Here is an 18,638-nt window from a genome sequence, read left to right on the forward strand (position 1 = left end):
GATCAATGCTGTCCGACTAGTCTCATGTTTATTAGCGGGGTAAGGACAATAGTCTGATTGATCAATTCATAAATAAAGCAATAAGGCTCTCCGAAGAGGACTTTATTGCTTTAGCTGCTTTGCCATTATGTATTCATCATAGTAGTGTCCATCAATATAGAGCGAGTTCCTTATTGTTCCTTCAATCTCAAAACCTCGCTGGTTATACAACTTAATCGCAGGTTCATTTGCTGTCACAACATGTAACTCTAATCTTGTAATCATATGAGAAACTGCCCAATCCTCAACATAAGAAAGGAGAGCTCTTCTATATCCCTTACGGTGATGATGGGATCGTATTCCGAGGGCGATTTGTCCTATATGTTGTTTACGTTTAGGCTTTCCCCCAATAACGAACAAATAAAAAAAGAGCGTAACATTTTGTCACGCTCCATTCTCCTTATACTAAGAACATTCCAGCGATACTTGCGGACAACAAGTTAGCTAAGGAAGCTGCAACAACCGCCCGTAAACCTAAATGGGCGATATCTTTTCTTCGCTCAGGAGCTAAACTTCCTAACGCCCCGAGTTGAACTCCAATTCCAGACAAACTTCCGAAACCTGTAAGAGCAAAGGTTGTGACAACCTCTGCCTTCTTACTCATTTCAGGACTTACTTCCCCGAAGTTTGAGAAGGCAACAAATTCATTCAACACGAGCTTCTGTCCAATAAAGCCAGCAGATTGTACAGCTTCCTGGAAGGGAACCCCAACGGCAAAGGCAAGAGGTGCAATCGCATAGCCAAGAATCTTCTCTAAAGTGAGCTGAAGGCCAAACCAACTTCCAACAACCCCCAACAAACCATTCACAAGAGCCAACAAAGCTATAAATGATAATAAGATGGCTGCAATATTAACAGCTAACTTTAGACCTGTTGTTGCACCAGAAGCAGCAGCGTCAAAGATATTCGCAGCATCATGATCATCAAGAGTGGCACCATCTTGAGTAGCAATTTCTTCAACCTCTGGCACAAACAATTTGGCTAATACAAGCGCGGCTGGAGCAGCCATAAAGGATGCTGCAATGAGATATTCAACGCTCACACCTAGTAGGGAGTACCCGACAAGGACAGAACCCGCTATAGACGTGAAACCTCCCGTCATAACGGCGAACAACTCAGATTTCGTCATTGACTTAATAAAGGGACGAATCAGTAACGGTGCTTCTGTCTGCCCGACAAAGATGTTACCTGCTGCATTTATACTTTCCGCTTTACTCGTACCTAGAACTTTGGAAAGAAATCCACCAATAACAAGAATTACCTTCTGCATAATCCCTAAATGGTATAAGACAGCAATAAGTGAGCTAAAGAAAATAATCGTTGGCAATACTTCGAAAGCGAACATCATCCCCACACCATCGTGATTGACCAGTGGTCCATACAAGAACTGGATTCCTTCTGAAGTATAACTCATTAATTGGTCGACAGCTTTAGACATTGATTGAAGCAATGACTGCCCCCAAGAAGTGGCAAAAACAATAAAAGCGAACATCACCTGAATGGCTAGTCCGCCAAATACCGTTCTCCAATTTATGGAGCTGCGGTTATTGGAAAGTGCATATGCAAGAATAAAAATAGTGGCCATTCCACCAATTCCCCAAAGAATGTTGCCCATGATGGTTCCTCTCTTTCTCTTAGATGTCTCCATGGAGTCTATGTATACGTTAGCTAACAATAAGGTCTGATATCAGAATCAATAAAGTAATAATCTATCACCTGACTAACTGGTTTGCAACAGTTTTTTTCTTTTTATACTGAGAGACCAAAAAAAGCATGTCCTGCCCAAGACGTTCAATCTTGAACAAATACATGCTTTCATCATCAATCTACTATTTAGTTTAGTTTCTTAAGTACATCTTCAATAAATGCGGTTTTTTCGTCTACATAACGCCTTTTGTCTTGCTTGTTTGCGACGGATAAATTCAATTTAAGACGTTCATATTCGGAACGTGCACGGGCGTCCTGATTTAAGAAATCCCTGAACTTTAGTTGGGCCTCTAAGTGTTCACTTCCTGCTTCAAACAGATGAATTTCATGGGTTACAGGCGAACCTTTAATGAAATAATGGCGTTCAGGGTAGACATTCTCTCCCTCGTATACATAGCCAATCTCCTCTAAGGAAGCAATACATGTCATCCCAGCTTCATAGTTTGGAACTTCAATTGCAATATCGATAATAGGCATAGAGCTTAGCTGCTTCACAGCCGTACTCCCGATATGGTGAATCTTTATCGAGTCAACAGGCAACTGCTGTTCAATCTTCTTCTTTTCGTGATGATATTCCTCTTCCCAGCTTCCTGACCACGGGTGCAAATACACTTCATCTTTCGGCAAACCAAACATACAGATTCCACTCCTTTCAACCTTCCTTTCTTAGTAAATTGTACCCGACCAAGAAAGATTAGAAACAAATGGAAGCGCATCGTTCCAACGAAGCGATAGATTGGTATAACATAATCGGTGTAAGCAGCACCAATGCTTCCTTCGGTGATTAATATCTTGATAGGAATGGCAAGAATCAACAATGACCATCGCGCTCCTTTGTACGATGGTTCAGTACACAAATAAGCCCATAATGTCATAGTAGAGCACAAGACTTACCCAAACCAAACCGAACAAAAAGGTACTGAATGAAATAACTCCTTCTCTCCTTGACCGATACTTCCATTGATCATATCCAGTTACAAACGTACGAACCACAATGTCAAATGTCACAACGGATAGGAAGACCACTGGATAGAATCATTCCTATTAAGAATCCTACCAATCTTATGATTTAAAGACATAGTTACTAGGGAGGAATACAAATTTAAATCCTCCGACTTACCTTACAGCGAGACGAAGCGTCCGTAGAAAATGCATCTTAACAAGAAAGATCACTACCTGATTTCCATGCCTGGATTGCTTTCTGTATAAAAGGTTGAAGTCCTGTTTCTGAAATGTTCTTCGATTTTTTAATTCGAATACATCCTTTTCCAACGTCTAACCCTTCGAGCAGTGTTTCAGAATCGTTAATCTTGTTAATATCGCCTACATAAAGACTGACATAAGCTTTTTGTGCATTAAGGTGAAATAACGTAGTGGTTCCATCTCCAAAGGATAGCATCTTGTATTGGATTCCTTCTTGCAGTTCTGGTGCTTCCTTTAAGATTAGTTCGCGTATGAACAGTAGTTTCTCCTTCCGCCAATCGTCCTCTAGTTGCTGAAGGTAGTCTTCTGGTGTTCCTGCATCATATTGCATTTATAAATTCCTCCCTTGAATTGTACGACTCTATAGTTCGCTCACGCATATACAGTTATGATCCAAACGCTTTATCCATTAAGATTCTGTCTTCAATTATGTTGAACCCGAGTTTCTCAAAGAACTTTGCTGGCTTGGCGTGGCCTCTTTCGGTCGAAAGGTACATCATACATACATCTTGCTTCATCAATTCCTCTTGGAGTACTTGCATTAGGCGACTACCGACACCTTGCCCTTCAAGTTCTTTCTTTACACAAAGCTCATTCACATAGAAGATTTGGCTATCCACCCATTGCTCAATGTTCCCGAGCACCATTCCATTCAATTCTTCCTCATAGTCAATTACTCCAACCCCTACATATCCCGGGGTAGCTTGTATATCTTTTATACGCTTTGATGCTGTCTCAACTGTCCAAGGCTCACTCCAAGGTTCTCTACTAAACACGTCTACATAGAGTCTTGTAAGTAGCTCTAGATCTTCATTATATAATTTTCTTACCTTCATCGCACTCACCTTTCTATTTGTCCTTATATGGGTGTTAATCGAGCCACCCTTTATTCCGAGCATAAAAGGCTGCTTCAGTACGATTCTGTTTTTCTAGTTTTTGTAATATTTCGGATAAATAATTACGGATTGTACCTTGAGATAAATAGAGTGCCTCGGCGATCTGCTTTGTTGTCATTCCTTTCTCTACATGTTGGAGAAGAGCTACTTCACGTTTAGACAAAGGGTTATGTTGCTCTTCAAAGAGAAATTGGTTCATGATAGATGGGGTAATCACTTGTTTATGATTGTTCACGACTTCCCTTATATAGTTCGCAAGTTCAGTACTCGGAGTATCCTTTAATAAGTATCCATCAACACGATGAGATAACGCCTCTTTAATGTAATGGCGCTTAGAGAATGTAGTTAATATAATTACTTTAGTATCCATTTCCTTCTCCCTCATCCATTTCAACACGTCTAATCCTGTAAGTGTTGGCATTTCAATATCAAGTAAGGCAATGTGAGGCTTATGGGTTTGTAGAAAGTCTAAAGCTTCCCTGCCATCGCTGACTTCTTTCATTACGTTGAAGTCTGTTTCCATATTCAATAGCGTAGTCAGGGCTCCTCTTAACATATTTTGATCTTCCGCTAGTAAAATCTTGATCATTGAGCTACCCCCTCATGGACACCTTGATTCATCTGAACTTTCGGTATGGAGATTCGTACACAACAGCCCTGCTTATCTGAATGTGTTAGATCGACTTTGCCACTAATCATAGCTAATCGTTCTTCCATTCCGATTAGCCCATTTCCTTTCTGAAAGGCTTTAGGGAATCCCACTCCGTTATCAGAGATGGACACCACAACTTCTTTCTCACTCTCGACTTTCTCAATCACACAACGTGTAGCCTCGCTATGCCGAATCAGATTTGTGATGCTTTCCTTCACACAGTACGCAAGTATATTCTCATACAATTGATTTAACTGAAGGACAGTCGTCGTCCCCACATAATCTACCTTAATCCCAATCTTAGATAAGGCGTTACAGGCCTCATGAATTTCAGTATCATAGGATAAATGTTTCAGATCAGATACAATCTCTCTTATTTGTTGCAACACCGTTCTTGAGATTTGATGGATTTCCTTCATTTCATTCTCTGCTTGATTTGGATGAGTGTGTACGAGCCGCATCGCAATATCACTCTTCAATGTGATCATAGAGAGCGTCTGTCCAACCGAATCATGTAGGTCTCTTCCAATTCGTTCACGCTCCTCATGCTTACTAAGTTGGTCAATGCGCTTATAGGCTTCTTCTAAGTCTTGTTGAGATTGTTCCCATTTCACTTGATAGTTGATGATGACAGGAGTAAATAGAATCATAATGATGGCGGCTTGGATATACGGAAGGTTAATCACCATAATTCCTGTGAAATGAACAAACAACAGCACGGCAATCAAGACGATTTGGAGCATATACCCTAATAAGAATTGACCCCTGCTTTTTAGAAAGATTAATGCTTGAGCGGTATACATACCTGTGTACAGATAACCGGCATGATGCCTAAAGACAAAGAACGCAATAATCCCTGTCATGAATACGACGTTTCTCATCGTATGGTTCGGATTCCAATAATTATCAATATAAAGGAAAATAAATAGACAAAATAGAACCATTCCCACAACTAAATCTATGCCTCTTAATTGAAATAACGCAAGGAAGGGAAGGATAAAGTAAACCATCCATATTAACGTCGCCTTCCCGAAGCGTTCCGGAAACAAGTGAATCTTCATTCTTTGCCTCACTCCCTCCTTAATTGATGATGGGTAATCATGGCACCAATCATAAATAATAGAAAATACAGAAAATAGATAAGGTGCTGATAAATGGACATGCCCTCCCCACTTAATAAACTCCAAGCTCCGTTCGCATATAAGTATGCTGGTGACCATTCAGTAATTGTTTGTAGAATCCCCGGCATGTTCTCTACAGGTGTCCAAAGTCCACCTAGAATAGCCAATCCAAGTGCTACTATATTTGCGACTCCTGAGGCAGTTTCGACTTTGGTCATAGTGGAGACCCATACACCTAGTGCCAAGAATGGCAATGCCCCTAACCACACCCAGCCACCTACAAGTATCCAAGTCCAAAATGAGAGTTCAATTCCCTTCCATACCCCAATGACCGTAAATAACAACAGGACCATCAATCCATTCAAGCAAAGTTGAGAGAGAATCCTGCCCATAAAATAGCTAAACCGTTTAATTGGATGCGTGAATAACCAATTCAACCATGGTTGTTGACGATCATAGACGAGTTGAATTCCAAAAGACTGAACAGATGCACTAATAAGACCAAAACAAGTCATCGATACGAGAAAATACGCTTCCCATTTTGTCCCAGCAATACTCAAATCGTCTCCGTACATTGCTGTAAAGAGTACATAGAACAAAAATGGTAACAGTAGGGAAAAGAATACAAAATAGGAATTACGAAACATTCGCTTTAGTTCAAGTATACTTGTGTTATACAAGGCCTGCATGTGCTTCTCCTCCTTCTTGTACCATTTGTTCGAAGTATTGATCGACAGTTTGCTGTTCAATGGTCAAGTTCGTAAAAGGAATACGTTCGTGAACCATCCATTCCATGAATGCTTCGACTTGTGCAGTCTCATACGTAAACTCTTTATTGTGTACGAATACCACGCCTTTTCCTTCTAATTTTCGTTGAAGTTCTTCACTGCTATATGAAAGAGTAAAGGAAACGCGTTTACATTGTTGTGTAATAGAAGCTACACTTCGATCCTCAAGAAGTACACCTTCATCAAGCAACAGGACACGTTCTCCAAGCTTCGTCGCTTCCTCTAATAAATGTGTGGTCATGATGATTGTAATTCCTTGTTTCTTTAACTCACGAATTCTTTCATAGAATGTTTTTCTAGCGAGCACATCCATTCCCGCAGTAGGTTCATCAAGAATAAGCAGCTCAGGACGGCCAACAAGAGATAACGCAAAGAGTAGTTGTCTCTTCTGTCCGATACTTAACTTCTCTGTTCGAACACTTTGTAAGTCATGAAGGTTACTGCCATGTAAGATGTCTTCTAATGAGTGAGGGTTAATATGGAGACTTTGAGTATAGGAGATTAACTCCTTAACTGTTACACGGTCCATGACTGAAGCTTCCTGAAAGACAGCGCCTACATGATGATTTCGATGGTGTAATTCCCATTCAACCTTCCCCGTATCAGGTTTGTAATGGTCGAGCAAGATTTGCATGAGTGTTGTCTTACCAGCACCGTTCTTCCCAAGTAATAGTACAGTCTCCCCCTTATTCAAGTGAAAACTCACCCGTTTTAGAGCCTCTTTCTTTCCAAACGATTTACCTATCCCTGTTACATTCAACATTTCCACCACCACTTTCGCTTTGATACATTCATCATAACCAGATGATGGGAATATTTTTAGAAACGATTGTCACAATAATAGATGACATTTGTCACTTTATTCAGTGATTGTTTCTCAAGGCTTCTTTGTAAATCTTCTATCTTTGTCTCGCTCTTATTGGAAATTCTGGTAAACTAACATCAGAATACTAAAAGAAAGAGATGAACGTAATTGAATAAATTTAAAATCATAATGATTCTTGTTCTTATCGCGTTATTCGTTTCGGCTTGTTCCAACCCTAGTTATGATCAAGCGATGCAACAAGGAATCTCACACTTGGCGGACGAGAACTATCACAAAGCATCTGTGCATTTTGAACAAGCACAACGCGAGAAACCTAAGAGCACAGAGGCAAGTGCTTATTACACGCAGGCAAATGAGATGAACAAAGCATTACAATATCATGCGAGCGATCAATATATCGCGGCACTCTCTTCACTAGATGAGGTCATTTCAGTACCTAATGGGTTGCAGACCCTACATAATGAAGCCTCTCGTTTACGAGACTCTATCGAAGAAGAACAAGAGCTCCAGGAAGAAGTAAAGGATGAAATAAAAGACATTCGCGCCATCCTGGAAACTGGAAATGCGGCTTTAGCCAAGGATAGAATTGAGACGCTCACTGCGTTAGATAGACAGCAGCAAGAGCTTAATCGGTATGAAGAAGAGATTGATGAATTACGCTCGTTAATCTCAAGCCTGGATTCATTGTATGTAGAAAGTAAGGACACGGAGGAATACCCTGAGAAGGAAAGCGACGCTAGAAAAGAAAAAGAAAAAGAAAAGGAAAAGGAAAAGAAAGCACAGAACACAAAGGCACCGGACTACTTACACTATCATAATGAACGTTTCGGATACTCCTTCTCTTACCCATCTTCGTTAACGATGTCTTCTCCCCCTACGAATGGGGACGGAAGTACGTGGTCAAACGGAGACTTTGAACTTGTAGCATACGGAGCTTATAGGGTAGATGATGCCATGGCCATACACGACTATTATGAACAAGAAAGACAAGAGATTGCGGACATTGCCTATGAACGCCAAAAGGACAATTGGTTTGTGTTATCCTATGTACAAAAAGGAGTTGTAACGTACGAAAAGTTCTATCTAGGGCCGTCTCACTATGTAACATTCATCATAACTTATCCGAGCAGTGCTTCAGACCAATACGATCCAGTTACAACCCACATCGCAAACAATTTTGACCCTAATCTGTAGTGAACCACGTTTCAAGAAACGTATCCCTTATTATAGACTTGAACTACCACAGTCCTTGTTCAGTGTGAACAAGGACTGCTTCTCTAATTTCGCCTTCACATAATATTCCATAACACTTATGTACAAAGGGTTATTCTTCTTTCATCTGGTCGTTCATCGTTTTAATATCTCGTTGTAAGTCTTCAAGAATGTGAAGTATTTTTTCATTCTGCTGTACTTGTACTTTAGCATAGTGAGCATTCAGCCTAATCCATCGAATAATAAATGTTGGAATTAGAACAATGGCTAAAACATAAAGAACTTCCACAAGTTTCACCTCTCTCCGAACTCATTTACCGCTAATTAACCAACACGAATTTATACATGTCCTTTCCTCATACTTATTTCAATTGTAACGATATCCCTAACTGCTCCCGGTTTAATAATGCGTGAAATACTGCAAAACACAGTTCGCCGTCCGTCAACCGACCTTCTTTAATCTGCTCTAGAATGGAATCGACTAATACTGGATACACTTCAATCTCTTCTCCCTCTTCAAGTTCGGGTGTATGACGACTCACAATATCATCTGTAAAGTATACATGTGTACACTCATTGGACTCCCAAGGTGATGGATAGAAAGAGCCTAGGGATTTGAGATTACCACAAACATACCCAATTTCCTCTCGAACTTCCCTTCTTGCAGCGTGCTCAAGACACTCGCCTTCTTCAACTCCTCCACCAGGTAAAGAAATCACTGTGTCTTGTACAACGTTACGCCATTGCTTGATAAGAATAAAGTTCTCTTCGTCCTTTACTAGTGTTACGACCGAGTGCTCCATATCCATGTAACCCATCTCCTTAATAGCCTCTATGCTATAAATACGTACAACGAATCTAAGAGAAGTTTGACATGTATCTAAGATAGCCTATCACAAATAAAGAAACTGCACGTTCTATCTTACTCTGTATCTAGTAAGAAGCGTCATTTCCATATTAAGGATATCAACTCACTCACTTCTTGAAAAGAAAGAGGATGTGACTATAAAAGCCCATCCTCTGTAACTGAGTGATTCATTGTGGAATTGAATAGCGGAAAACACATAGTTTAAGTTTTCCTAATCTCTTATCTAAGGTTGTATGGATTAGGACAATGTCGTTAATTCACATGTCGCTCGTGATCTTGCCAGAAAGATTTACGAAGGAGGACTTTTTGTATTTTTCCTGAGGCGGTTTTAGGGAGTTCATTCATGAACGTAATCCCTTTTGGAACTTTGAAGTGAGCTAACCGCTCGCGACAAAAGGTGATCAGTTCCATTTCAGTTAGAGCTTCTCCGCTTCGAAGTACGATAACAGCATGAGGGCTTTCTCCCCACTTTTCATGAGGGACCGCAATAACAGCTGCCTCTAGTATTGCAGGATGGTCATAGAGAACACCTTCTACTTCAATAGATGAGATATTCTCCCCTCCGCTAATAATGACATCTTTCTTCCGATCTACAATCTCGATGTACCCTTTCTCATCTACCGTAGCCATGTCTCCCGTATGGAGCCACCCGTGTTGAATCGTAGATTGTGTCGCTTCTTTGTTCTTATAGTACCCCTCCATGACGTGATTCGTACGAGTGATGATCTCTCCTACTGTATTCCCATCACATGGAACTTCTTCTCCTAGTTCATCCACTACTTTCACTCTCGTTCCAATAAGGTCATAGCCTGTCTTTGCTTTAAGTACATACCTCTCTTCGTTTGATTTCAGTATGTCAACAGAACGAGGCTCAGATATCGTAATGAGAGGCGAAATTTCCGTCATTCCATACACTTGAATGAACGTCCATCCTAGTTCCTCTTCTACCCTTCGTACAAATGCCGGCGGAGGTGCAGAACCAGCGATAACGACCCGAACCTGCTGTGTAATGGTACGTTCCTTTCTTTCGAACGCTTCTAATACCATGTTCAGAACAGTTGGTGCCATATGAACGACGGTTACACCATACTGCTCAATCTTGTCTAATATAAGATCAGGGTCTGTCTGACGCAACATGACTTGGGAGGCTCCGTTCGCCGTATAATAATAGGGGGACCCCCATCCATTTACGTGAAACATGGGTAGCACGTGAAGCAGCACATCTTGGTCGGAAACGCGCAAGTGGTGCATCGCAGAGAGAGCATGTAGGTAATTGGAACGATGAGATAGGAGAACACCTTTAGGATCACCAGTCGTACCACTTGTGTACAACAAAGAAGCAATGTCTTGCTCATCTAGCTCAGGCTCCATCATACATTCTCTTGGAAATTGCTGAAGCCATTCTTCATAAGGTTCATAGCCAACTTCTCGCTCACCATGAACAATGACATGTTGGAGATCAGGTAAATGAGGAAGGATTTCCTCCACTTGTCTAAGGAGTGTATAGTCGACGAACAACACCTTACTCTCACTATGTTCCAATATAAACTGATAGTCGAATGGCTTCAGCCTCGTGTTCAACGGCGTCATCACAGCACCAATTTGAGCGACTCCGTAGAAGCCCTCTAACATTTCTGGAGTATTCGGGGCTAAGTAAGCCACTTTGTCCCCTTTCGTTACACCTAAGGAAGCTAGTCCATTTGATAGTTGGTTCGCCCGTTCTCCAACTTCTGAGTAGGTACGAATACACGTATCATCGAGTATCGCAGGTTTATCCCCATAAAGCTTAACTGCTCGTTCCAAAAAATCCGACACCAACAATGGTACATACATAACATCCGCTCCTTTTAACCGCTTACATTATTGTTCATACAATCACTCTTAATCTCACCATTCACAGATTCCGCTTAGTTGTTCTACCAATTGTAACATGGAATATATAGGAATTATAAAGTTCTGTATTCTCTTTATGTAAATCCCAGCATGCGCTCAAAGGGATGGCCCGATATCAACCATTGTGTAACTAAGAAGTAAGTAGATGACAACGTTCGCTGGTAAAACAATGAAGATAAGTCTAACCGCAAGAGGCGAAATTCCAAAGAATTCAGCAATTCCTCCACAAACGTCTTGAAAAACCTTGTCTCTTGAAGATTTATTTAATTTATTGTTCAACACAACCTCTCTTTCATTTGAAGGATATCCATTGACCTTAACCTCACCCACTTGTTTACACCCACCCAGCTTTAATCGTATTCGAGGCTTTCATGAAATTCCCTTTAATACAATAAAATATATAACAAGATTAGATGCCCTAAAAAATCTTCCATGATTTATTCAAAACATATGAAAGGAAAAAAGCTAGGGCACCAATAGAGGTACCCTAGCTTAGCAATAGTCTTTATCCTTTCTTCCCACAAACTAGAATCACGATTGAATAGAAAGAAAGGAATTTCATTATTTAATTTCAATATCTTCACTTCGGTCACGATACCAGTGATACAAAGTTGTTCCAAGCCCCTCAGGGATATCCTTGATCCCGTTATGATACGGAGGCTTTGAACGGTTGACCGTACCTATTGAGACAAGGCCAAATTTACGCTGAAGCAACCCGCGTGTCAATGAGAATTCAATGAGCTTCTCTCGCTTTGAGATGAATAACGACGTATTGAAACTTCCGCTCTTAAATTGGATAAATGGACCATTGAGAAAATACCTTGTATTCACATAATCCAAATAACGGAAAAGCAAGATAACAAGTAAGAGAACGACCGAAGCTGCCCACCATGGAATGATCCCATTTAAATAAAGTGGGGATACGAAATAAAACACGACGCTACCGATGATCCAAAGAAGACTAGGAGTTAACAAGCGTACCCACAAGGACTTACGAGGCAAATTCTCCATATCTTCTACGATTTCATAAGTAGGCAATAATTCTGATACCATTGAATAAGCACGCTTGACGGGTAGGAATGGGTAAAGGGAATTGACCTCTTTCTCTGAAGTTCGGCTCGAGCCTGCATTGGTCAACCTAACTTCAGCCAATCCAAGTATGCGTTTTAACAACGTTTGAGTAATTTCTACAGCTTGGACTTTTTCTTTAGTAATAGAGAAAGAGGACTCTTCAATTACACCTTTACGAATATAAATGCGTTCCTCATCAGACGAGATTTCATACTTCCCATACGTGATAAAGGTCCGAACGATACCAAATACGATCGATAGAACGATGAACGCAATAGCAGCAAACAAGATAAACACCCACGATGACATCAGACTTGATATAAAGCCTTCAGCCCTCTCTTCTACCTCAAATAAATCCCCCACATTTGAGTACAACGTAAAGATTACAGGAATCAGCAACAGAAAGCTTAATGAGGTAAAGGAAGCTTTCAACAAATCAAAGGTTGTAGGTGTGAAATGAACGACTCTGTGCGAAGCGCCTTCGTCCACCTGCTGCTCCTCTTGACCCTCATGAATTTCTTCTTTCTCAACGGGATATTCAGGTTCTTCTTCATAGTTCTCTACAATGGATTGAAGTCGATCTGCCTCCGCTTGTGAAATAACTTGAAAGACAACAGAATGATCATCTCCTGATATGGCCGTTTCAAAATGAATGGACGTCACTCCAAAAATGCGGTGAAACAAGGAACGTTTTCGGCTAATATTTTGTATTTTGGAAAACGGGATGGTTTGTTTGGTACGGTTGAAAACTCCTTTGTACAAGTGAAAAGACGTTTCATCCAACCGATACTTATATGTAAGCCAAGAAATGAAAAACGCAACTATGATTCCGATGGCAACCACAAAGAAGATGTACCTTCCATAGATTACCCAAGTTCGATCACTTCCACTTTGAAACACGAACAAGATTAAAATAACAAAAAACGAATTTCGGATAAAGAAAATCGTATCTTGAAGAATTGAGAGAGGATGATAACGCTTCGCCTCCATTACGCTTCCACCTCTCTAACCTTCGCATAGTGCGCAATTTGATTTCGAAGGTCTTTCGCGATTTCATCTGGTAGTGCAGGGATTGTATGCGAAGACCCCATCGTCTCTATTGAGATCGATGAAAGCTTATACCTCCTTAGTAGTGGACCTTGATTTGTACCGACTGCTTGAATCTTAGTCATTGGAACGAGTTCATGAACTTCTTTAAGCGCTCCATGCTTTAACTGTAAATACTCCTCATCAACTTCGTATCGCCAGTGCTTATACTTTAAATACGGTTCTATAGCAATCCCCCAGACAGCAAATACAACGAGTAGACCGGCTAATAGAACTAAGACCGGGAAGACCCACCCCCACCACTGGAACCGATGGTTTAAATAGAACAATACGCCTAACACAAGAGCAACCAAGGCATTCGATAGTACCTCCCCAATTACCCATACTTTAACGGCATCCTTAGACAGGCGATTTGTTGGGAACTGAATCTCTAATCCCATCTATAACACCCCTTCCTTTCTAACATTCGATGTGCATTCTAATTATTCCATTCTTTACACAAACGTACAAGAACGGTTTAAAATGTGTTTGTGATTTGTTAACGCACTTTTTTGTTCTTTGTTCGGAGTTGCTACTAAGTATATATTAGTTTCATAAACAAATTAAAGTTAATTGCCCGTAATGGAGACACCTGGTTCACCCTATGGGCATAAGTTATGATGCGCTATTGTTGCGTCAATTGTTGTACTCAACTCGCAACTATCTAACTCCCTAATATAAGGACTTCTTTGTACGAAATACGTTACCCTGAACGCAACAAACCGCTTAAGGATAATCCCTTAAACGGTTTGTTAGGAGCATACAAGTGCAGTAGCATTTCTATACCGCTTCTTTCCCCTACCTATACCTCTGACAACCTTTTCTCCGCATGATCCAAGATTCGACGAATTTGACTAGCTATGTGTTTTGTTTCCTTATGATTTGGGGAATAGACTAACTCTTCTGTCAGAGAAGAGAGTTCTTGCTTTTCCTTTTCCGTAAGGACATAAATAAGTTCTTCTGCCATGGTTCCACCACCTTATTCTGACACAATTATGTAGCTCTTCTTCCCAATCTAAATCACCAATTTCATCCTTACAACTTGCACCTAGTTCATTTGGGTGAGGGTATTGAAACTGTTTTCATTACTTTCATACACCGTCTAACAGTTATCGTTTTAGTATAAGATTGATTCACCCTCTAACTAAACACCTTTTACACATTATAACAATCCGTTCAACTTTATTAGTAGAAACCCTTCTATTTGCAAAAAAACCCGGAGCCTCTGCCTTGCAGAAGTCCGGGTCGTATTAAACGTGTTTTCCAAAGTATTGATAGTAAGCCGTTTCGATAAATCCGTTAAACAACTTCCTACGTTTTGATGCTTCTTGGCCATAGAGTTTCTCAAATTTATCGTTAGATGTAATGACGTAGACACTCCAAGAAGGATGGTCTCTCATGATTTGTCCGAAATCACGATACATTTGCTCAACTGCTTCCTTATCCCCCATACGTTCTCCATAAGGTGGGTTTCCTACGATATAACCATTATGGCGTTTAGGGTTTAAGTCTTCAGCACGCATTTGCTTCCAAGTGATTAAATCTCCAAGACCAGCTTCTAGTGCGTTGTCCTTCGCGATTTGAATAAGTCGATGGTCAACGTCTGAGCCTGTTATATCAAGTGGCTGGTCATAATTTGCCTTATCCTCAGCTTCTTGAATTGCATCTTCCCATAGGTTATAAGGAATAATATCCCACGCTTCGGAAGCGAACTCACGGTTGAATCCAGGTGCAATGTTCTGACCAATCAAGGCAGCTTCAATTGGGATGGTACCAGATCCACAGAACGGGTCAACAAATGGCTGGTCAGGCTTCCAGTTTGTCAATTGAACAAGCGCAGCTGCAAGGGTCTCTTTAATCGGCGCCTCCCCTTGTCCAGTTCGGTAACCACGCTTGTGAAGGCCGCTCCCACTTGTATCAAGCGTCAGACGAACAACGTCTTTATGAATGGCTACTTCAACACGATGCGTTGGGCCAGATTCTTCAAGGTTATGAGCTAATCCATACTTTAGTTTCATCCGGTCTACGATGGCCTTCTTCGTAATGGATTGACAGTCTGGAACAGAATAAAGCGTTGATTTCACAGACTTCCCTATAACAGGGATGGAACCATCCTCAGGAATGTAATCCTCCCATGGTAAAGCCTTTGTTCCTTCAAATAATTCGTCGAACGTTTTCGCTTCAAATTCCCCAATAAGCAGCTTGACACGGTCAGCGGTTCTTAGCCACATATTCGTACGGGGGATCGCACTAAGTGGTGCTTGGAATTGAACACGCCCATTTTCTACGGTTAAGTCTTCATATCCGAGTTGTCTGACTTCGTTTGCAACGACAGATTCAAGTCCCATTGCAGTTGTTGCTACTAGTGTTACGTTTCTTAGCATCCTGAGCACTCCTTACTCCTTCTTAATTGGGAAACGGCAATATGGAAATTCAGAATTCCTACCTGTACTAAATCGTACAAAATTGACGTTCAAGATTCAAATTTCATCTGTATATGTAACGTATAGACCTTGTGAACATGCTGATTAAATGTGGGCAAGGTCTGATGAGTTGGTTGGATCGCCCATCACCAAGATCAATTAAGCATCTTAAAGTTATACTAGATTCAATAACTTCATAAGGCCTAGAAAAATAAAAACCCTTTCTAAGCATGCGCTTTAGAAAGGGGTTATAAACATCATAATGACCCGATGAATGCTTTGTAAGCCATGTTCTGTACCTTTGTACTGCAAACGGCGGTCAACCTCGTACTCCGGTGGTAATCATCTATCTACAAGCATTGCTTGTCTTCCCCTTCAGTTCAGTTCCCTCAGGGAAGTGCCCCTACCTAATTTTGGGTTGCTCGCTCGTGGGGTTTACCTCGTTCCACTTCAATCGTTTCCGATTGAACTTCGTCACTGTGGCACTTTCAAAGTAGTCATGCCTTATCCTAAAGAGGACTTAGGCATTTTCCTTGCCGTAAGCATGTAACATGCTCCCCTGACTTATGGTTTCGTCAAGCACGAACACTACAGACGTCTCAGTCTGTGCGAGCATGGACTTTCCTCTCTGTGCGAAACGCACAAAGCGATTACCCAAGCATTCATCGACAGCTTTAATATCATACATTATTTAAAGAAATAAGTCAATACCTTGTCTCAATCTCTACAACCTACTCTAACATACTTGACCACGCTAACCAAAGGCAATAGATGGAAGACCTACTCATCTGCGTATTTCTTACCAAATACCGCCTTTTCTAAGTTAGACAATCGCTTTAAGATGTCATAGTTTGCTTGGCCACCAGTTCCAGTTGAAGAAGCTGGTTGCGAAGCAGAAGTCGCCTTTCTCGTACGTGACGAGTATTGCTGGGTTTGAGCGAAGTCCCCTTGTTTCTTCAAGCGGGTAACCTCTTGCTTTAATCGATCGATTTCTTGATAGAAGGCTTCATAATCTTGAATGACCGTGTCCAGAAACTGATCGACCTCTTCTTGATTATAGCCCCGAATACCTGTTTTAAATTCTTTGTCAAGGATGTCCTTACCAGATAATTGAATCTGTTCTAATCCCATTCCATTCACCTCAGGTCCTGCATTTGTTCTTCTTATTTTTTCAGATTGTGGTCCATCTGTCAATTTATTCTCGATTAGTCCGCCCAGTAGTCAGGATTCTCCATTTGGAGCTGTTCTACTGTCTCTTGTAAATCCAATGGAGTGATGATGTAGATGGGATAATCGTGCGTTTCGGCATAATGCTTCGCTTTCTCTACAATAAATGAAGGACTTCCTTTCGTATCTTCATCGAAGAGTACAAGCATAGCCTCGCTCTTCTCAAGAAACCATTGGTCCTTTGCTTTAAACTGGTAAGCTCCTTCATACTCTTTGTTATATAGAGGTTGATAGAAGTCTGCCAGTTCGATCATCATGAGGTATTGTTCTTGTTGGGGTTCTGGCCATCTGCTTTCTTGATTAAGGAACGGTGGGAAAATACCAAGCTGAATCTCATAGCCTTCTTCCTTCAAATCAAGGATAACTTCACCAGTCCAAAGTTCTACCCCAGCTTGTCCAGAGATTAACACCCATTCTAGGCCATCTTCAATCATTGGAAGGAGTCGGCGACGGAGTGTCTCTTTCACGAATACAATCCGTTCATCATCTTGTTTAAAGATGCCCATCTCCATTGGTTTATACCCTGTAACTGTAATGACTTTCATACTACCCCTCCGCCTATGTAGAGCCGGCTAGTAGCCAGCCCGCGTTCAATTATCGTTTGCATCCACATGAATGACCCATACCCATTGGACCGGATTGAGCACCAGCAACCATATTGCCGTTCCCCATTCCATTTCCATTAGGTCCAGTTGACGCACCCATCACTTGGTTCCCCATCCCTTGAGGTCCCATGCCCATCATTGGGTTGTAGCCCTGAGGCGCTGTAGGTCCCATGTTCATATTTTGCTGTGAGTACTGGTTTACATTCGACTGAGTCTGAGGATAGTAGTCTTTGTTCACTGTGTTGAAGTGATTCACGTTTGTTGTGTGTGTAGGATAGACATTGTTGACTTCCTTCTGATAGAAGCTGTGATTCACACAGTGTTTTGTAGGATAAACATTGGTTTGTGCAGGGCTGACCATACTCGGCATTCCACAATGTTTCTTGTGCATGTTCATTCTCCTTTCATATCTTAAGGTCACTAATAACCTATGTAAAAGGAGAGAGACATGTACTAGTACAGCTACCTATTTTAGACAATATCCCGCCTAAAACCTCAAGAAACCGCCTAAGACACTAGGCGGTTTCAACATTATTCTCTGTCTTTAGGAAGATCCGATGGTGCAAATGAGAATGGAAGCAACTCATTCATGCGAAACTCCTTAACATCTCCATGAAGATTCGTTGTATAGATTGGCGTATCAGCTTTAAAGAATTCACTCATGACTTGTCGGCAAGAACCACATGGTGGGACAGGACGGTCTGTATCTGCCACAACAGCAATGTTTGTAAATTCCGTATCCCCTTCAGATACTGCTTTAAAGATGGCGACGCGTTCGGCGCAACAAGTAACTGGGTAAGCAGCGTTCTCAATGTTACTTCCTATGTACACGTTCCCGGACTTCGTTTGAACGGCTGCACCTACTGGGAATTTAGAATAAGGTACATAAGCTACCTCTCTTGCTCGCTTTGCTTCTTGAATGAGTTCACTTTGATTCATCGAGAACATCCTTTCCGTGGGTAAATGGATAATAAGTATATGAGACAATACCGCTCTTGTAAAGACTTTATTGAGATTATCA

The 18,638-nt window shown here is 41.1% G+C and carries 22 protein-coding genes and 1 other RNA gene; 1 reads left to right on the top strand and 22 read right to left on the bottom strand.

Features of this window, described 5'->3' with window-relative positions:
• Positions 1 to 102: 102 nt before the first annotated feature.
• From H513_RS21120 to H513_RS0103485, 9 genes are all read right to left on the bottom strand, one after another.
• Positions 103 to 399, bottom strand: a complete 297-nt coding sequence (locus H513_RS21120; RefSeq protein WP_081658159.1) for a GNAT family N-acetyltransferase — start codon at positions 397 to 399, stop codon at positions 103 to 105.
• 40 nt (positions 400 to 439) lie between these two features.
• On the bottom strand, positions 440 to 1,654 hold the full coding sequence (locus tag H513_RS0103450) for a NupC/NupG family nucleoside CNT transporter (protein WP_026799457.1): 1,215 nt from the start codon (positions 1,652 to 1,654) through the stop codon (positions 440 to 442).
• A gap of 218 nt (positions 1,655 to 1,872) precedes the next feature.
• Positions 1,873 to 2,382 carry a GrpB family protein gene (locus H513_RS0103455; RefSeq protein WP_026799458.1) on the bottom strand — a complete coding sequence of 170 codons (510 nt, stop codon included), beginning with the start codon at positions 2,380 to 2,382 and terminating at the stop codon, positions 1,873 to 1,875.
• A 520-nt stretch (positions 2,383 to 2,902) separates the two neighbouring features.
• The gene (locus H513_RS0103460) at positions 2,903 to 3,280 is read right to left on the bottom strand and encodes an iron chaperone (protein WP_026799459.1); all 378 of its coding nucleotides are present in this window, start codon (positions 3,278 to 3,280) and stop codon (positions 2,903 to 2,905) included.
• A 55-nt stretch (positions 3,281 to 3,335) separates the two neighbouring features.
• Positions 3,336 to 3,785 (bottom strand): GNAT family N-acetyltransferase, encoded by a 450-nt coding sequence (locus H513_RS0103465; protein WP_026799460.1) that lies wholly within the window; start codon positions 3,783 to 3,785, stop codon positions 3,336 to 3,338.
• A 34-nt stretch (positions 3,786 to 3,819) separates the two neighbouring features.
• On the bottom strand, positions 3,820 to 4,434 hold the full coding sequence (locus H513_RS0103470) for a response regulator transcription factor (RefSeq protein ID WP_026799461.1): 615 nt from the start codon (positions 4,432 to 4,434) through the stop codon (positions 3,820 to 3,822).
• Complete coding sequence (locus H513_RS0103475; RefSeq protein ID WP_026799462.1) at positions 4,431 to 5,558, bottom strand: sensor histidine kinase; 1,128 nt, start codon at positions 5,556 to 5,558, stop codon at positions 4,431 to 4,433. The genes H513_RS0103470 and H513_RS0103475 overlap by 4 nt, the downstream gene beginning before the upstream one ends.
• 8 nt (positions 5,559 to 5,566) lie before the next feature.
• A complete protein-coding gene (locus H513_RS0103480) occupies positions 5,567 to 6,307 on the bottom strand; it encodes an ABC transporter permease (RefSeq protein WP_026799463.1) in 741 nt (246 codons plus the stop codon).
• Positions 6,291 to 7,169: an ABC transporter ATP-binding protein gene (locus tag H513_RS0103485; protein ID WP_051239642.1), complete on the bottom strand. Its 879-nt coding sequence runs from the start codon at positions 7,167 to 7,169 to the stop codon at positions 6,291 to 6,293. The genes H513_RS0103480 and H513_RS0103485 overlap by 17 nt, the downstream gene beginning before the upstream one ends.
• Before the next feature lie 210 nt (positions 7,170 to 7,379).
• Here H513_RS0103485 and H513_RS0103490 point away from each other — a divergent pair, with 210 nt between their 5' ends.
• The gene (locus tag H513_RS0103490; protein WP_026799465.1) at positions 7,380 to 8,426 is read left to right on the top strand and encodes an outer membrane protein assembly factor BamD; all 1,047 of its coding nucleotides are present in this window, start codon (positions 7,380 to 7,382) and stop codon (positions 8,424 to 8,426) included.
• 130 nt (positions 8,427 to 8,556) lie between these two features.
• Here H513_RS0103490 and H513_RS21455 read toward each other — a convergent pair whose 3' ends face one another.
• The 13 genes from H513_RS21455 to cdd all read right to left on the bottom strand — a co-directional run bounded on the left by H513_RS21455 (position 8,557) and on the right by cdd (position 18,565).
• Positions 8,557 to 8,733 (bottom strand): hypothetical protein, encoded by a 177-nt coding sequence (locus H513_RS21455; protein ID WP_231572097.1) that lies wholly within the window; start codon positions 8,731 to 8,733, stop codon positions 8,557 to 8,559.
• A 73-nt stretch (positions 8,734 to 8,806) separates the two neighbouring features.
• Positions 8,807 to 9,253: an NUDIX hydrolase gene (locus H513_RS0103500; protein WP_051239644.1), complete on the bottom strand. Its 447-nt coding sequence runs from the start codon at positions 9,251 to 9,253 to the stop codon at positions 8,807 to 8,809.
• 311 nt (positions 9,254 to 9,564) lie between these two features.
• Positions 9,565 to 11,145, bottom strand: a complete 1,581-nt coding sequence (locus H513_RS0103505; RefSeq protein ID WP_026799468.1) for a long-chain-fatty-acid--CoA ligase — start codon at positions 11,143 to 11,145, stop codon at positions 9,565 to 9,567.
• Between the two features lie 156 nt (positions 11,146 to 11,301).
• On the bottom strand, positions 11,302 to 11,535 hold the full coding sequence (locus H513_RS0103510; RefSeq protein WP_330981680.1) for a PspC domain-containing protein: 234 nt from the start codon (positions 11,533 to 11,535) through the stop codon (positions 11,302 to 11,304).
• Between the two features lie 231 nt (positions 11,536 to 11,766).
• Complete coding sequence (locus tag H513_RS0103515) at positions 11,767 to 13,266, bottom strand: PH domain-containing protein (RefSeq protein WP_026799470.1); 1,500 nt, start codon at positions 13,264 to 13,266, stop codon at positions 11,767 to 11,769.
• A complete protein-coding gene (locus tag H513_RS0103520; RefSeq protein ID WP_026799471.1) occupies positions 13,266 to 13,763 on the bottom strand; it encodes a PH domain-containing protein in 498 nt (165 codons plus the stop codon). Before H513_RS0103520 ends, H513_RS0103515 begins: the two co-directional genes overlap by 1 nt.
• A gap of 401 nt (positions 13,764 to 14,164) precedes the next feature.
• On the bottom strand, positions 14,165 to 14,329 hold the full coding sequence (locus tag H513_RS21460; protein ID WP_154655175.1) for a hypothetical protein: 165 nt from the start codon (positions 14,327 to 14,329) through the stop codon (positions 14,165 to 14,167).
• A gap of 283 nt (positions 14,330 to 14,612) precedes the next feature.
• Entirely contained in the window at positions 14,613 to 15,746 is a 1,134-nt protein-coding gene (locus H513_RS0103530; RefSeq protein ID WP_026799472.1) for a THUMP domain-containing class I SAM-dependent RNA methyltransferase, read from the bottom strand.
• Positions 15,747 to 16,062: 316 nt separating this feature from the next.
• Positions 16,063 to 16,447, bottom strand: an RNA gene (rnpB, locus tag H513_RS21125) — RNase P RNA component class B.
• Between the two features lie 118 nt (positions 16,448 to 16,565).
• Positions 16,566 to 16,916 carry a cell division regulator GpsB gene (gene gpsB / locus H513_RS0103540; protein WP_026799473.1) on the bottom strand — a complete coding sequence of 117 codons (351 nt, stop codon included), beginning with the start codon at positions 16,914 to 16,916 and terminating at the stop codon, positions 16,566 to 16,568.
• A gap of 74 nt (positions 16,917 to 16,990) precedes the next feature.
• Entirely contained in the window at positions 16,991 to 17,557 is a 567-nt protein-coding gene (locus H513_RS0103545; RefSeq protein ID WP_026799474.1) for an SLOG family protein, read from the bottom strand.
• 49 nt (positions 17,558 to 17,606) lie between these two features.
• The gene (locus H513_RS19535; protein WP_051239646.1) at positions 17,607 to 18,008 is read right to left on the bottom strand and encodes a CotD family spore coat protein; all 402 of its coding nucleotides are present in this window, start codon (positions 18,006 to 18,008) and stop codon (positions 17,607 to 17,609) included.
• A 140-nt stretch (positions 18,009 to 18,148) separates the two neighbouring features.
• Positions 18,149 to 18,565, bottom strand: coding sequence for a cytidine deaminase (gene cdd, locus H513_RS0103555; RefSeq protein WP_476704237.1), 417 nt, complete (start codon positions 18,563 to 18,565; stop codon positions 18,149 to 18,151).
• Positions 18,566 to 18,638: the final 73 nt, after the last annotated feature.

The organism is Pontibacillus halophilus JSM 076056 = DSM 19796 (genome assembly GCF_000425205.1).
Classification (GTDB): Bacteria; Bacillota; Bacilli; order Bacillales; family BH030062; genus Pontibacillus_A; species Pontibacillus_A halophilus.

Coding starts and splice junctions, on each gene's coding strand:
- H513_RS0103450 (WP_026799457.1), bottom strand. CDS start 1,654: ATGGGCAACATTCTTTGGGGAATTGGTGGAATGGCCACTATTTTTATT.
- H513_RS0103455 (WP_026799458.1), bottom strand. CDS start 2,382: ATGTTTGGTTTGCCGAAAGATGAAGTGTATTTGCACCCGTGGTCAGGA.
- H513_RS0103460 (WP_026799459.1), bottom strand. CDS start 3,280: ATGCAATATGATGCAGGAACACCAGAAGACTACCTTCAGCAACTAGAG.
- H513_RS0103465 (WP_026799460.1), bottom strand. CDS start 3,785: ATGAAGGTAAGAAAATTATATAATGAAGATCTAGAGCTACTTACAAGA.
- H513_RS0103470 (WP_026799461.1), bottom strand. CDS start 4,434: ATGATCAAGATTTTACTAGCGGAAGATCAAAATATGTTAAGAGGAGCC.
- H513_RS0103475 (WP_026799462.1), bottom strand. CDS start 5,558: ATGAAGATTCACTTGTTTCCGGAACGCTTCGGGAAGGCGACGTTAATA.
- H513_RS0103480 (WP_026799463.1), bottom strand. CDS start 6,307: ATGCAGGCCTTGTATAACACAAGTATACTTGAACTAAAGCGAATGTTT.
- H513_RS0103485 (WP_051239642.1), bottom strand. CDS start 7,169: ATGTTGAATGTAACAGGGATAGGTAAATCGTTTGGAAAGAAAGAGGCT.
- H513_RS0103500 (WP_051239644.1), bottom strand. CDS start 9,253: ATGGATATGGAGCACTCGGTCGTAACACTAGTAAAGGACGAAGAGAAC.
- H513_RS0103505 (WP_026799468.1), bottom strand. CDS start 11,145: ATGTATGTACCATTGTTGGTGTCGGATTTTTTGGAACGAGCAGTTAAG.
- H513_RS0103515 (WP_026799470.1), bottom strand. CDS start 13,266: ATGGAGGCGAAGCGTTATCATCCTCTCTCAATTCTTCAAGATACGATT.
- H513_RS0103520 (WP_026799471.1), bottom strand. CDS start 13,763: ATGGGATTAGAGATTCAGTTCCCAACAAATCGCCTGTCTAAGGATGCC.
- H513_RS21460 (WP_154655175.1), bottom strand. CDS start 14,329: ATGGCAGAAGAACTTATTTATGTCCTTACGGAAAAGGAAAAGCAAGAA.
- H513_RS0103530 (WP_026799472.1), bottom strand. CDS start 15,746: ATGCTAAGAAACGTAACACTAGTAGCAACAACTGCAATGGGACTTGAA.
- gpsB (WP_026799473.1), bottom strand. CDS start 16,916: ATGGGATTAGAACAGATTCAATTATCTGGTAAGGACATCCTTGACAAA.
- H513_RS0103545 (WP_026799474.1), bottom strand. CDS start 17,557: ATGAAAGTCATTACAGTTACAGGGTATAAACCAATGGAGATGGGCATC.
- H513_RS19535 (WP_051239646.1), bottom strand. CDS start 18,008: ATGCACAAGAAACATTGTGGAATGCCGAGTATGGTCAGCCCTGCACAA.
- cdd (WP_476704237.1), bottom strand. CDS start 18,565: ATGTTCTCGATGAATCAAAGTGAACTCATTCAAGAAGCAAAGCGAGCA.